Here is a 14,422-nt window from a genome sequence, read left to right on the forward strand (position 1 = left end):
ATGGCAGAAGTAATTGCACACAGTCGTTTTACAGATTTCGACATCAATCTTTTCAAATCTGGAAAACACTATCGTTTATACGAAAAATTTGGATCGCACATCACCACATTAGATGGAGTAGAAGGTGTATATTTTGCGGTTTGGGCACCAAGCGCGAAGCATGTATCTGTTATTGGAGATTTTAATTTTTGGGTAGAAGGCGAGCATCAATTAAATGTGCGTTGGGATTCTAGCGGAATTTGGGAAGGTTTCATCCCAGGAGCAGGAAAAGGTAGCAAATACAAATACAAAATACAAAGCAATAATAACGATATAAAAACCGAGAAGGCTGATCCGTATGCGAGGAGATCAGAACACAATCCAAAAACAGCATCCATTGTTTGGGACGAACCCTTTAAATGGAAAGATACCAAATGGATGAAAAAGCGTAAAAAGAACAATGCTTTGGACGCTCCATTTTCGGTTTACGAAGTGCATTTAGGCTCTTGGAAAAAGAAAGTTGATGAAGGCAGGTTTTTATCCTACGTTGAAATGGCAGATGAATTGGTAAAATATGTTAAAGAGATGAATTTTACACATGTTGAGCTAATGCCAATCATGGAGTTTCCTTACGATCCATCTTGGGGATATCAAGTTACAGGTTATTTTGCGCCAACGTCCCGCTTTGGCTATCCCGAAGAATTTAAGTTATTGGTCGATAAATTCCATCAAAACGATATAGGGATCATTCTCGATTGGGTACCATCGCATTTTCCTGAAGATGCTCACGGACTAGGTTTCTTTGATGGCTCAGCCCTTTACGAACATCCAGATCCTAGAAAAGGCTATCATAACGATTGGAAGAGTTTGATTTTTAACTACGGAAGAAATGAAGTAAAGTCCTTTTTAATAAGTAACGCCATATTTTGGTTAGATCAGTATCATGCAGACGGTTTGCGTGTAGACGCAGTAGCATCTATGTTATTTTTAGATTATTCTCGAGAAGATGGCGAGTGGGAACCAAATATGTTTGGTGGCAGGGAAAACCTCGAGGCAATGTCATTTCTTCGTGAAATGAACGAAGCGGTATATTCATCATTTCCAGATGTACAAACCATTGCAGAAGAGTCAACCGCATTCCCAATGGTATCAAAACCAACTTTTATGGGAGGTTTAGGCTTTGGCATGAAATGGATGATGGGCTGGATGCACGATACACTTCAGTATTTTTCAAAAGAATCCATCTATAAAAGATTTCACCAAAATGATCTCACCTTCTCTATGACCTATGCATTTACCGAGAATTTTATGCTCCCTTTAAGTCACGACGAAGTGGTTTACGGTAAAAAATCAATATTAGGTAGAATGCCAGGAGATGAGTGGCAACGTTTTGCAAATTTAAGACTATTGTACAGTTACATGTTTACACATCCTGGAACTAAGATTTTATTTCAAGGTGGAGAATTTGGACAAAGTAGCGAGTGGAATTTTGAGCAGAGCCTAGATTGGCATTTGTTACAATATGCACCACACCAAGGCGTACAAGAATTATATAAAGATTTAAACGAATTTTATAAATCACAACCAGCATTATATGAAAAGCAATTTTCTGCGGAAGGCTTTGAATGGATAGACTATGGGGATTCTAAAAATTCAGTATTTACATATATAAGAAAAGGAAACGATTCTAAAGATGATGTGATCATTGCCTGTAATATGACGCCTGTACCAAAGGAAAACTATAAAGTTGGACTTCCGAAGAAAGGTAATTTAAAAGAAGTATTCAATAGTGATTTAAAAAAATACTACGGAAGCGGTCAATACATTAATAAAACAAAAACCACAAAAGCAGAAGCTTGGAACTTTAGGGACCATTCTATTGAGATTGATATTCCGCCTTTAGGAATGGTTGCTTTTAAGTATGGCAAATAGTGTTTGGTATTACATGTTTTAAAAACTAATAGAATTAAATTAAGCATTCATATGCACACATTTTTATTAGACCACATTGCACTTTCAGTCAAGAATGTCAACGAATCTATCGCGTTTTATCAAAAAGTATTACAGCTAAAGGAAATAAAGAATACCGCTTCAAGTTCTAAAACAAGATGGTTGTCTTTTGGAGATGGTAAGCAATTGCATTTGATTCCACGTCCAGATGCTGAAATAAAAACAAATAAAGCAGTTCATTTTGCTTTATCAACTTATGATTTAAAATCTTTTAAAGAGCATTTAAAAACGTTGGAAATCAACTATTCTGATTGGAGAGATACAACTGAAAAAAATTACATTAGAGATGATGGTATAGAGCAAGTCTATTTTCAAGACCCAAATGGTTATTGGATTGAGATAAACAATGGTTAATTATAAATAAAAAAATCTTCCATTTAATTACACCAAGAGCATTATTCCTAGTATTTCGTAGATGGTATCATTTTCCGAAATCGTTATAGTTAACAATTCCTAACAATAACTATTTGCTTTACTTTTATACGTCCCAATTTTTCCGTTTTTTTACATGTTTTACACAGATAGAAATAAATTATGATTGTAAATACCGAACTAGAAAACAAAGGTAATTTAACACCTACAAAAATAATCCACTTCAAAAAAGACGTGGACACGCTCTATTTTTCCGCAGAAAATGATGTCGTACTCCAGCTAACGGTTTTAAGGGATAGTGTGTTGCGTTTTCGATACACCACAACAGGAACTTTTGAAAATGATTTCTCCTATGCTATTACAAAATACGCAAGTACGGGTTACAACCATTTGGAAATAGAAGAGTTTGAAGACCATTATAAAATCACAACATCGAAACTCATTTGCCATATTTCTAAGGATAATATGGGAGTTAAGATATATGATGCTAAAGACAATGTTTTGATCAATGAAGACGAAGTTGGTTTTCACTGGGAAGAAAGTTACCAATATGGTGGAAACATCGTTAAAATGAGTAAAGTATCTCGAGATGGCGAGAGTTATTACGGTCTTGGTGATAAACCTAGCCACTTAAATTTAAAAGGAAAACGCTTTCAAAATTGGGTGACAGATTCTTATGCCTACGGAAAAGATACAGATCCAATTTATAAGTCCATCCCATTTTACACAGGCTTGCATAACAAAAAAGCCTACGGAATCTTTTTTGACAATTCATTTAGGTCATTTTTCGATTTTGCGCATGAACGTCGTAACATCACCAGTTTTTGGGCAGAAGGTGGTGAAATGAACTACTATTTTTTCTACGGTCCAAAAATGACCGAAGTTGTAGAAAGTTATACCGATCTAACAGGAAAACCACACCTTTTGCCACCACTTTGGGCATTAGGTTTTCACCAATGTAAATGGAGTTATTACCCAGAATCTAAGGTAAAAGAAGTCACTTCAAAATTTAGGGATTTAAAAATACCCTGTGATGCCATTTATTTAGATATCGATTATATGGAAGGCTTCCGTTGTTTCACTTGGAACAAAGAATACTTTCCAGATCCTAAACGTATGGTCAAGGAATTGGCTGCTGACGGATTCAAAACTGTGGCCATCATCGATCCAGGAATTAAGATTGATAAAGATTATGCTGTCTTTCAGGAAGCTTTAGAGAAAGACTATTTCTGTAAACGTGCCGATGGGCCTTACATGAAAGGTAAAGTATGGCCTGGAGAATGTTATTTTCCAGATTATACCAACCCAGAAGTTAGAGAATGGTGGTCTGGATTGTTCAAAGAATTAATCGAAGACATAGGTGTAAAAGGTGTTTGGAACGATATGAACGAGCCTGCTGTAATGGAGGTCCCAAATAAAACATTCCCAGATGATGTACGTCATGACTATGATGGAAATCGTTGTAGCCATAGAAAAGCACATAATATCTACGGAATGCAGATGGCAAGAGCTACCTATCAAGGACTAAAAAAGTTTGCCTATCCAAAACGACCATTTGTAATCACACGTTCTGCATATTCCGGAACACAGCGTTACACATCAACTTGGACAGGAGATAACGTTGCAACTTGGGAACATTTATGGATTGCCAATGTGCAAGCACAACGTATGGCAATGTCTGGGTTTAGTTTTGCAGGTAGTGATATTGGAGGATTTGCAGAGCAGCCACAAGGTGAATTATTTACACGTTGGATTCAATTAGGAATTTTCCACCCATTCTTTAGAGTACATTCTTCTGGAGATCATGGTGATCAAGAACCTTGGACGTTTGGAAAAGAGGTGACAGATATCGTTAGAAAATTTATTGAAATAAGATATCAACTTCTACCATATTTATATACTGCTTTTTGGAAGTATGTAGAAGATGGTACACCAATATTGAATTCTTTGGTGTTGTATGATCAAGAAGATGTTCAAACGCATTATAGAACCGATGAGTTTGTTTTTGGTAATCACATTTTGGCATGTCCTATTTTAGAACAAAATGCAAAAGGTAGACGTATGTACTTTCCAATTGGGAAATGGTACAATTTCTGGAATGATGACGTACAAAAAGGCGGACGAGAATTATGGGTAGATTCAGATTTAGATAGTATGCCAATATTTGTAAAGGAAGGTGCAATCATCCCTAAGTACCCAATACAACAATATGTTGGTGAGAAAAACATAGAAACAGTTGTATTGGATGTCTATTATAAAGAAGGAAAAGAACAATCTTTATTATTTGATGATGCTCATGATGGTTATGACTATACAAAAGGACGTTACAGTTTGAGAACATTTAAATTGACAGGTAAACCAAACGAACTAATCATCCAGCAGCATAAAGAAGGAAAATTTGAAGCAGGATATGAAACCTTCGAACTAAAAATTCATGGGTTACCATTTGAGATTACAGAAATTCAAGTAGATAATGTTATAATCCCGTTAGATCGTATTGAGACTAATGGTATTTCGACAATGCCCATTCTTAAAGAATTTACTGAGTTACACTTAATAGGGGCTTAAAAAATAAGTAACTAACTTTTTTTATTTGTGACAATATTATAAGGTATTGTGTCAAAGTTAATAGAATCATTTCGTAAATTTAACTTACACAATTAAAACTATAACATATGAATTTTAAAAATAAAATTGTAGCTGTTGGAGTAATAGCTTTATTTCTATCCTGCACTACAAATCCATTTACTGGAAATAAAACTTTGGCGTTAGTGCCAAACTCTCAGTTGTTCCCAACTGCGTTTGCACAATACGATCAGTTTTTGACTGAGAACAATGTGGTAACAGGTACAGCAGATGCTGAAATGATAAAAAGAGTGGGACAGCGTATTGCTGTTGCAGCAGAGCGTTGGTTAAATGCCAATGGTCACCAAAACTATTTAGAGGGTTACAAATGGGAGTATAATTTAGTTAATGATCCAACAGTAAATGCTTGGTGTATGCCAGGAGGAAAAATCGTATTTTATACAGGGATTTTACCAATTGCACAAAACGAAACCGGTGTTGCAGCAATTATGGGACATGAGGTAGCTCATGCATTGGCAAATCACGGTCAGCAACGTATGAGTGCTGGGATGTTACAACAATTAGGTGCTGTAGCAGGAAACGTCGCTATTAAAGACGAGCAAACTCGTGGACTATTCAATCAAGCTTACGGTATAGGTAGCCAAGTTGGTGTGATGCTTCCTTTTAGTAGAAGTCACGAAACACAATCTGATGAAATTGGATTGTACTTAATGGCAATTGCGGGATATAACCCTAGTGAAGCTGCGGAATTGTGGAAACGTATGAAAGCTAACAGTGGAGGTCAAGCACCACCAGAATTTTTAAGTACACACCCATCTAACGATACAAGAATTAATAATTTAACGCAGTGGGCTTCAAAAGCAAAAGCAGAAGCTAAGAAGTATGGTGTAGATTCATTTAGACCTTTAGGTAAGTTTTAATTTAATAGCTTGTAAAGCATAAAAATTATAGTAATTTAGAAGCTGTCCAATTTTGGGCAGCTTTTTTAATATCCTACTATGGCAAACCTAAAAAAAGGGAGCAAAAAACTATTGAACGCCTGGGCATTTTATGACTGGGCAAATTCAGTTTATACGCTCACTATTGCATCTTCAATATTTCCAATATTTTATTCAGCATTATTTATTTCAGAAATAAAAAATATTGAAGCCTTTGGGATGGTTTTTAAAAGTACAGCGCTCATTACATATGTTACAGCTTTTACGTTTTTGGTTGTTACATTTACGTCTCCAATTCTTTCTGGAATAGCCGATTATGTAGGTAACAAAAAGAATTTTATGAAATTCTTTTGTTATGTTGGAGGTGCAGGATGCATTGGTTTGTATTGGTTTAGTATTGAACCTGAAAGGATTCATTTAAGTTTATTATTTTATTTTATGGGTTTAATAGGATATTGGGGAAGTTTGGTCTTTTACAATTCTTATCTGCCAGATATCGCTTATCCAGAACAGCAAGACCGTATTAGTGCCAAAGGGTTTTCTCTCGGTTACTTCGGAAGTGTCTTACTCCTAGTTTTAAATTTAGCCATGGTCATGAAGCCAGACTGGTTTGGATTTGATATTAGTATTTCGGAAAATATTAGAGAAACGGGAACAGAAGCTCAAATTTCCGAAGCATTAAAAGACGCTAAAAACAGTGCCTCAATGGAAGCAATGCGAGTTGCGTTTATAACTGTAGGTTTATGGTGGATTTTATTTAGTCAATATACATTTTACATTTTGCCAAAAGGAGTTTCTAAAGGACATAGAGTAACCAAGGATTTGGTTTTTAATGGCCTAAAAGAGTTGAAATCGGTTTGGTTACAACTCAAACAAAATCTTCGTTTAAAACGATATTTAGTAGCGTTTTTCGTATTCAGCATGGCTGTACAAACGATTATGTTGGTGGCTGTGTATTTTGGTGAGGAAGAAATAGCTTGGGGAAGTGCAGATGCTAAGACTACAGGGTTAATCGTTAGTATTTTGGTCATTCAGTTAGTAGCGATCCTTGGTGCGTTTTTAACGTCTCGAGCTTCTGGCATCTTCGGAAATATTAAAACATTAATAGTTGTCAATTTCATTTGGATGGGACTTTGTTTCTATGCTTACTTTATGGAAACTCCTATTCAATTTTATATTGCAGCGTCTTTAGTTGGATTGGTTATGGGAGGTATTCAATCACTGGCTCGTTCTACATATTCAAAATTTTTACCTGCGACAGAGGACACAACATCTTATTTTAGCTTTTTTGATGTTGCTGAAAAAATAGGAATTGTAATAGGTATGGTGATTTTTGCAACAATTGATCAAATTACAGGGAGTATGCGAAATGCAATTCTGTTTCTTTTTGTGTTTTTTTTAATAGGTATCGTTTTATTGTTTAGAGTTCCGAAGGAAAACAAATAAATTAGTATGTTTGTACAAACCCAATTTAAATTTATTATGAAAAAGTTTTTTGCACTATTAATGTGTGTCGTTTCCTTAACATTCATGACTTGTGAGAATGAACCGTTAGAGGGAGATTTTGCCACTGGAGGACTTTCATGTGAAACAGCAGCAGCAAATACGGTACAGGCAGCATTGAATCTTGTATCTGCAAACCAAGATAATTATACACAGTTATGTATTGCTTATCGTAATGCATTGCAGGCTCAAATTGAAGCTTGTGGAGATCCAGATGGAAGTATACAGGCGGGAGTTGATGCTTTAGGAGATTGCTCTACAATTAATTTTGATGATTGCGAGAATGCAGAGGACGCTGTAGATACTGCTCAAGCAGCTTTGGATAGTGCTACTCCAGATACTTATTCCAGCCTTTGTAACGTGCTTAAAGCAGCATTACAAAATCAAATTGCTCAATGTGGTGATGTTGATGGAAGCATTCAAGCTCAAATTAGTGATTTAGGTGATTGTTCATTCAATGTACCTGCAGAAGTTGAGATAAGCCTTACAGCGGGAACGTTAGATATAGAATTTGATTTGGTAGATGTCGTTGTAGATGGTACGACACTAAAAATTACTGGAGAAACTTCTGCACCAAATGATTATATGGTTTATTTTGAAATTGAGCAAGGTCAAACAGGCGTGGACGTTATAAATTCTACTTTTCAATTGACTTTAACATCTGTATTCTTTCCTTCAACTGTAGGATTTGAGGATTACACGTCAAATATAACTGTAAATACAGATGGTACGTTAACAGGAACATTTTTTGGACTTGTGACTAATGCAGATGGTGGTGATTTAAGTCTAACCTCTGGAATGATAAATATCACATATTAATTATAAAAATTTTAGTTAAAAAGCCACTAACATTTCGTTAGTGGCTTTTTGTTTTTAAACAGATTCAGTAATAATCCTAATTCTAAATATTTAATTCTCAATACTGCCAGAGCCAGTTATTTTAGTTGATTTTTTGGTAGGTTGTCCTCTATACTCAATGTCACCAGAGCCTGTGACTTTAGCGTTTAATTCTCCATTACAAACTACTTCTGCATCTCCAGATCCTGTTACAGAAACATCCGTATTGGTGGTTTTAAGATCAAAACCATGAAAATCTCCAGATCCGGTAACACCAGCTACTAAATCTGTTGTAGAACCTTTTAAGGTTAAATCTCCAGAACCTGCAACTTTTCCAGTAACAGATGTTGTTTTTACATTTAAAATAACATCTCCAGATCCCGATAATGAGGCTTCAAAATTATTTGAAGAAATGACATCTTCATTCCATAAATCTCCAGAACCTGAAAGTGATACAGCATCAAGATCTTTAAAAGGTATGGTGATTTTTACAGTTTTATTTCGACTTGGAGCAAGGTTTTTACCTTTTTCTGTATTGATGGTAAGTTTTCCGTTTTTTACCTCAGTAGTGATATGGTCTAATAAGTTAGATTCTCCCTCAAGTGTGATTTTACCTTCGGTTCCTGCAACCAAAATATAGTCAAAACTTCCAGCGCAGTGCACCGCGTCATAAGTTGAAGTTGTTCTGTTTACTTTAGTAACGTTTCCGTTGCCTTTTATTTTTTTTCCGCCCCATTGAGCTTGTGAAAACGTAAAACTTAGTAGGGCTGTGATTAATAAAAATGATTTTTTCATGATATTTTATTTTTTAAAGATGTGATTAGTTTTTTTTGAATGTAACGCTTCCATAATCTGATTTTATTCTAATCAGGTTTGTAGCGTTAGGGTTTCCGAAGTAACCTTGATAATATTTATCGGTAGATTCAACGCGCTTGTTCGTGAACTCAAAGTCGTCTGCATCTCTAAGTGAGGCATATTCGAGGTCAATGTCAAATTTGAACTGGTATGCTGGATCGTAGCCTATGGTGATCCCATTATAATCTGATTGTATATCAATATTCCCAGCTTTGGCAGTCATGTTATCGATTTTAATGGAGCCATAATCTGCCTTAATGTTAACATTTTTGTAAATATTACCAAGTCTCACTGTGAGATAATCGCCATTACCGTTAACATTATTTGCATTATTTATTTTTACTGAACCGTAGTCACAATTATAATCGACATCTTCGGCAATTTCGATTTCAGATTTTGTGTAATCTGCATTTATGGAAAGTTTTTTTGCTTTTCCAACGGTATAACCACTATAGTCTGCATTTATGCTCCCTGAATTTATATACTCAAAGTAGGAGTTGTTTGTGTAATCAAATTTTATGGAATTGTTAGTTGCCATTAATTCTTTTGTGGTGATTTTTCCGTAATCGCAATTGATCTCTGCTCGACCTTCTAGTTTATCCAGATCAATGCTTCCGTAGTCATTATTTAAATCTACATTATTGGTAATAGGCATTTTTATAATGTAATTGATCTCCATGTTTACGTTATTGTTTTTTCCCCAATTCCACCAGGATTTTGATTTACTCTTGCTAAAAAGTGTTTTGGCAGTAACCATTAAAGTAGAACTGGAAAATTCTACATCAATATCCTCAAGTTTCTTATTAACTTCATCTAAATCGTTACCATTGGTTTTTATGTTGATCTCAAAGGTAATTGTTGAACCTTCGTAGGTTGTGATGTTGATATTTCCGTAGCTATTATCAACTTTGAGCGTCGCGTTTTCGCTTACATTAAATTCTTTCTTTATTGTTTTTTCTTTGGTATGTTTTCCGTTCCAATTGTCATGCTCAACCGCAAATATAATTGCAGGAACCAATATAAATACGACTAATAACTTATATAGTAATGTTGTTTTCATCTTGTTTTTGTTTAAAGTTTTTAACTTCTTCTATGTGTTCTAACACGGTTTTTAAAACGTTAATTCTATTTTGGAAATTCGCAATCATAGCGTAAATGACTCTTTGGTCATTTCCACTTTCATTTAAATCAATTTTTAGAGTTTGATATTCAAGTTCTAATATTTTAAGCTCTTTCATAGCATCGTTGACCATATGCTCTGTTTCTGGGGAGCGAAGTGCTTCAAGAGATGCCACTTCTTGGGCAATTGCAGTTGTAAAAAACGATTGTGTTTGAGATAACTCTGGAGACACACTCGCTAAATCATTAAATTCATTGTCTTGTTGTTGCATTAAAGCAAAAACACTAAAACAAAGAACAATTGAGGCTGCTACAGCTAAAAAAGGTTTCCAATAATTAGTTTTTTTATTATACGTGTTGGCAACATTGTTTTGTTGTTTTAGCTTTTCTAAAAATCTATACTCATGCCCAGCATTTGGCATATCAACATCAAAGTTTCCTTCTAAGTTTTTGAATAGCTTGTTTATGTTATTTTCTTCTTTCATCTTAATGTTGAACCAGTGGTTCGAGTTTTTTTCTTAAACTGTCTTTTGCTCTAGAAATCAGGGTGCGACAATTTGCTGCCGAAATATCCATAATCTCACAAATCTCGTCATAATCATAACCTTCAATTAAATGAAGTGTGAGGCACGTTTGATAATTATCCTTTAGCTTTTTCATGGTCTCCAGCACTTGAATGGCTTTTAGGTTTTTTATCTCATAGTCCTCTGGTATGCCAGAAGTATCTTCAACTTTGTACAGCACGTTATCTAGTGCAACTTCTTGGTATTTATTACTTTTTTTATAGTGATAAATACTGTTGTTAATGACAATTCGTTTTAGCCAAGAACCAAAAGTTTTAATCTCTTTAAGACTATCCAACTTTGTGAAAGCGGTCAAAAATGAATCTTGCATGATATCCTCAGCCTCAAAACTGTCTTTAACAATTCTAAAGGATGTATTGTACATGGCTTTGTAGTATCTATTGTAAACCTCCATTTGCGCCTTTTGGTTTCCAGATTTGCAAAGCAGTAATAACTGTTCTATATTTTGATTGGTTAGTGTCAAAAAACAAATGCTTTAATATAGAGAGGTGTGAAGTGAAAGTTTGTTACACTTTTGGTAAAAAAAGTTTTTATTCTTAGGAAGTGTATTGGCATAACTATTGGAATTAGATAAAGGTATATAATTACATCTACTTGTTAAGTATTTGATTTTCAGTATAAAGTGTGATTGTATTAAATAATATAAATCTAGAATTCTGTTGTTTTAATGACAGAATGACCAAAAAAATAATATGGCGAAGTCTAAATTTTTAAAGCTTGACAGTTTGTCATTTCAGGATTTTGATGAAAATTCAGAATTAATCCCGTTAATGACTCCTGAAGACGAAGAAAAGATAAATAACGAAATCTTACCAGAAACATTACCAATTTTATCATTGCGTAATACGGTTTTATTTCCTGGTGTTGTAATCCCAATTACCGCAGGACGTGATAAATCAATAAAACTTATCAACGACGCAAATAAGGGGAGCAAAGTTATTGGTGTAGTTTCACAAAAGGATGAAAACGTTGAGGACCCAACAGCTAAAGACGTATTTAAAAAAGGAACCGTTGCACGTATTCTAAAGGTTTTGAAAATGCCAGATGGCAACACGACGGTCATTATTCAAGGTAAAAAGCGTTTTGAAATTAACGAGGTAATTACAGAGGAGCCTTATATGACTGCTACCGTAAATGATATGCCTGAAGCTAAGCCTGCGGTTGATAACCAAGAATTTTCTGCAATTATAGATTCTATAAAAGATTTATCACTTCAAATTATAAAGGATAGTCCTAATATACCTTCGGAAGCTTCTTTTGCTATCAAAAATATAGAGAGCAATTCATTTCTTGTAAATTTTGTGTCATCTAATATGAATCTTTCCGTAAAGGAAAAACAGGAATTATTAGAGATCAATGATTTAAAAGAGCGCGCACTTGCAACGTTGAAATATATGAACACTGAGTTTCAAAAATTGGAACTTAAAAATGATATCCAGTCTAAGGTTCAAAGCGATATGAGCCAGCAACAGCGCGAATATTTCTTACATCAACAAATGAAAACGATCCAGGAAGAATTGGGTGGTGGTGTTTCTTCTGGTGAAGAAATTGTTGAGATGAAAAATCGAGCTAAAAAGAAGAAGTGGGATGATAAAGTAGCTGAGCATTTTAATAAGGAGCTCGCTAAAATGCAACGTATGAATCCGCAGGTTGCAGAATATTCCATCCAAAGAAATTATTTAGACCTATTCCTGGATTTACCATGGAACGATTTTTCGAAAGACAAATTTGATTTAAAGCGTGCTATGAAAATTCTGGATCGTGATCATTATGGTCTGGATGATGTTAAAAAACGAATTATAGAATATCTCGCAGTTTTGAAATTGCGTAATGATATGAAATCACCAATTCTTTGTTTGTATGGACCTCCAGGTGTTGGTAAGACCTCATTGGGTAAATCTATTGCAGAAGCATTGGGAAGGGAATATGTAAGAATGTCTCTTGGTGGTTTACGTGACGAAGCAGAAATTCGCGGTCACCGTAAAACATATATTGGTGCTATGCCAGGAAGAATCATTCAGAGCTTGAAAAAAGCTGGAACTTCTAATCCGGTTTTTGTTCTCGATGAGATTGATAAGTTATCCAATTCGCATCAAGGTGACCCATCGTCTGCTTTGCTAGAAGTATTGGATCCAGAGCAGAACAGTGAGTTTCATGATAACTTTCTTGAGATGGGATTTGATTTATCTAAAGTCATGTTTATTGCGACTTCAAATAGTTTAAATACCATTCAGCCAGCATTGAGAGATCGTATGGAAATTATTAATGTGACAGGTTATACTATTGAGGAGAAAGTTGAGATTGGTAAGAGACATCTTCTTCCGAAGCAATTAAAAGAGCATGGATTATCTAATAAACATCTCAAAGTTGCTAAACCTCAATTAGAAAAAGTGGTTGAAGGTTATACTAGAGAATCTGGAGTTAGAGGATTAGAAAAACAGATTGCAAAATTAGTTCGTCATGCAGCTAAGAATATTGCAATGGAAGAAGACTATAACCTTAAAGTCACAAACGAGGATGTTATCGAGATTTTGGGCGCACCAAGATTAGAGCGCGATAAGTACGAAAACAATAATGTTGCTGGTGTAGTTACAGGTTTGGCCTGGACTAAAGTTGGAGGTGATATTCTATTTATAGAATCTATTTTATCTAAAGGAAAAGGAAACTTAACCATTACTGGAAACTTAGGTAAAGTCATGAAAGAATCTGCAACCATTGCTATGGAGTATATCAAAGCCAATGCAGATGAATTTGGTGTTGACCCTGACGTTTTCTCCAAATACAATGTGCATATTCACGTACCAGAAGGTGCTACTCCAAAGGATGGGCCAAGTGCTGGTGTGACCATGTTAACATCTTTAGTATCTTTGTTTACACAACGTAAAGTCAAAAAGAGTTTGGCGATGACTGGAGAGATTACTTTAAGAGGTAAGGTTTTACCAGTAGGTGGGATTAAAGAAAAAATTCTCGCAGCCAAACGTGCAAGAATAAAAGAGATTTTACTTTGTGAAGACAATAAAAGAGATATTGATGAAATTAAGCCAGAATATTTAAAAGGACTTACCTTTCATTATGTCAAAGATATGAGTGATGTTTTAAAGCTCGCTCTAACTAGCGAGAAAGTTGAAAATGCAAAAAATCTTTAAATTAATAATTTCTGTTTGTGTAATTGGCACTTCATTTTATGGGGCTTTTGCACAAACAGAAACATTTAAAGATGTTGTTTTAGATGGCAAACCAGCTAGGCTAAACATTGAAACGGGTATTATCACCTTTTATAGTGGTGAGGTTGTAAAATCAAAGTCTGCATTAAAAATCAAAGACTCTATTAATGAGAGTAATACCGTTATAAACAAAAATCTAATTACAACTCAGGATAATTTAATACTATAAAATTATAATGGTAATTTAGATACAATTCCAAAATCCTTCCAAAAAGAATTACCTAATAAAATACCTGAAATTAAATCTATAACAGAAGCAAACAATAAAGTTTTTGCTTCAAATGATGATGAAAATTACAATACTTCAAATTTTCACAAAGTTCAAAAAGGCGAAACCTTATATGCATTATCAAAACGATACAATACCAGTTTAGGGGAACTCAAACAAGCTAATAATCTTGAAACAACATTAATT

General features: G+C 34.7%; 12 protein-coding genes. 8 read left to right on the plus strand and 4 right to left on the minus strand.

What is annotated here, in order from left to right; genetic code table 11:
* From glgB to GQ40_RS03930, 6 genes are all read left to right on the plus strand, one after another.
* Entirely contained in the window at nucleotides 1-1,911 is a 1,911-nt protein-coding gene (glgB, locus tag GQ40_RS03905; RefSeq protein WP_047545928.1) for a 1,4-alpha-glucan branching protein GlgB, read from the plus strand.
* Nucleotides 1,912-1,962: 51 nt separating this feature from the next.
* Complete coding sequence (locus GQ40_RS03910; RefSeq protein ID WP_047545930.1) at nucleotides 1,963-2,343, plus strand: VOC family protein; 381 nt, start codon at nucleotides 1,963-1,965, stop codon at nucleotides 2,341-2,343.
* Between the two features lie 180 nt (nucleotides 2,344-2,523).
* A complete protein-coding gene (locus GQ40_RS03915; RefSeq protein WP_047545932.1) occupies nucleotides 2,524-4,929 on the plus strand; it encodes a glycoside hydrolase family 31 protein in 2,406 nt (801 codons plus the stop codon).
* 107 nt (nucleotides 4,930-5,036) lie between these two features.
* Nucleotides 5,037-5,867, plus strand: a complete 831-nt coding sequence (locus GQ40_RS03920) for a M48 family metallopeptidase (RefSeq protein ID WP_052184140.1) — start codon at nucleotides 5,037-5,039, stop codon at nucleotides 5,865-5,867.
* Nucleotides 5,868-5,945: 78 nt separating this feature from the next.
* Nucleotides 5,946-7,331, plus strand: a complete 1,386-nt coding sequence (locus tag GQ40_RS03925) for an MFS transporter (protein WP_047545934.1) — start codon at nucleotides 5,946-5,948, stop codon at nucleotides 7,329-7,331.
* 36 nt (nucleotides 7,332-7,367) lie between these two features.
* On the plus strand, nucleotides 7,368-8,207 hold the full coding sequence (locus GQ40_RS03930) for a hypothetical protein (RefSeq protein WP_156115507.1): 840 nt from the start codon (nucleotides 7,368-7,370) through the stop codon (nucleotides 8,205-8,207).
* 90 nt (nucleotides 8,208-8,297) lie between these two features.
* On the opposite strand, the gene GQ40_RS03935 is transcribed toward GQ40_RS03930, so the two are convergent.
* From GQ40_RS03935 to GQ40_RS03950, 4 genes are read right to left on the minus strand one after another with little or no spacing between them, the layout of a single operon-like run.
* Complete coding sequence (locus GQ40_RS03935) at nucleotides 8,298-9,020, minus strand: head GIN domain-containing protein (protein ID WP_047545937.1); 723 nt, start codon at nucleotides 9,018-9,020, stop codon at nucleotides 8,298-8,300.
* A 25-nt stretch (nucleotides 9,021-9,045) separates the two neighbouring features.
* On the minus strand, nucleotides 9,046-10,140 hold the full coding sequence (locus tag GQ40_RS03940) for a hypothetical protein (protein WP_047545942.1): 1,095 nt from the start codon (nucleotides 10,138-10,140) through the stop codon (nucleotides 9,046-9,048).
* On the minus strand, nucleotides 10,118-10,684 hold the full coding sequence (locus GQ40_RS03945; protein ID WP_047545944.1) for a hypothetical protein: 567 nt from the start codon (nucleotides 10,682-10,684) through the stop codon (nucleotides 10,118-10,120). Before GQ40_RS03945 ends, GQ40_RS03940 begins: the two co-directional genes overlap by 23 nt.
* A gap of 1 nt (nucleotide 10,685) precedes the next feature.
* Nucleotides 10,686-11,246: an RNA polymerase sigma factor gene (locus GQ40_RS03950; protein WP_047545947.1), complete on the minus strand. Its 561-nt coding sequence runs from the start codon at nucleotides 11,244-11,246 to the stop codon at nucleotides 10,686-10,688.
* A gap of 229 nt (nucleotides 11,247-11,475) precedes the next feature.
* Here GQ40_RS03950 and lon point away from each other — a divergent pair, with 229 nt between their 5' ends.
* Nucleotides 11,476-13,929, plus strand: a complete 2,454-nt coding sequence (lon, locus tag GQ40_RS03955; RefSeq protein ID WP_047545949.1) for an endopeptidase La — start codon at nucleotides 11,476-11,478, stop codon at nucleotides 13,927-13,929.
* Nucleotides 13,913-14,176, plus strand: a complete 264-nt coding sequence (locus GQ40_RS03960; protein ID WP_047545951.1) for a hypothetical protein — start codon at nucleotides 13,913-13,915, stop codon at nucleotides 14,174-14,176. Before lon ends, GQ40_RS03960 begins: the two co-directional genes overlap by 17 nt.
* The last annotated feature ends 246 nt before the right edge of the window (nucleotides 14,177-14,422 follow it).

Source organism: Psychroserpens sp. Hel_I_66 (assembly GCF_000799465.1).
GTDB lineage: Bacteria > Bacteroidota > Bacteroidia > Flavobacteriales > Flavobacteriaceae > Psychroserpens.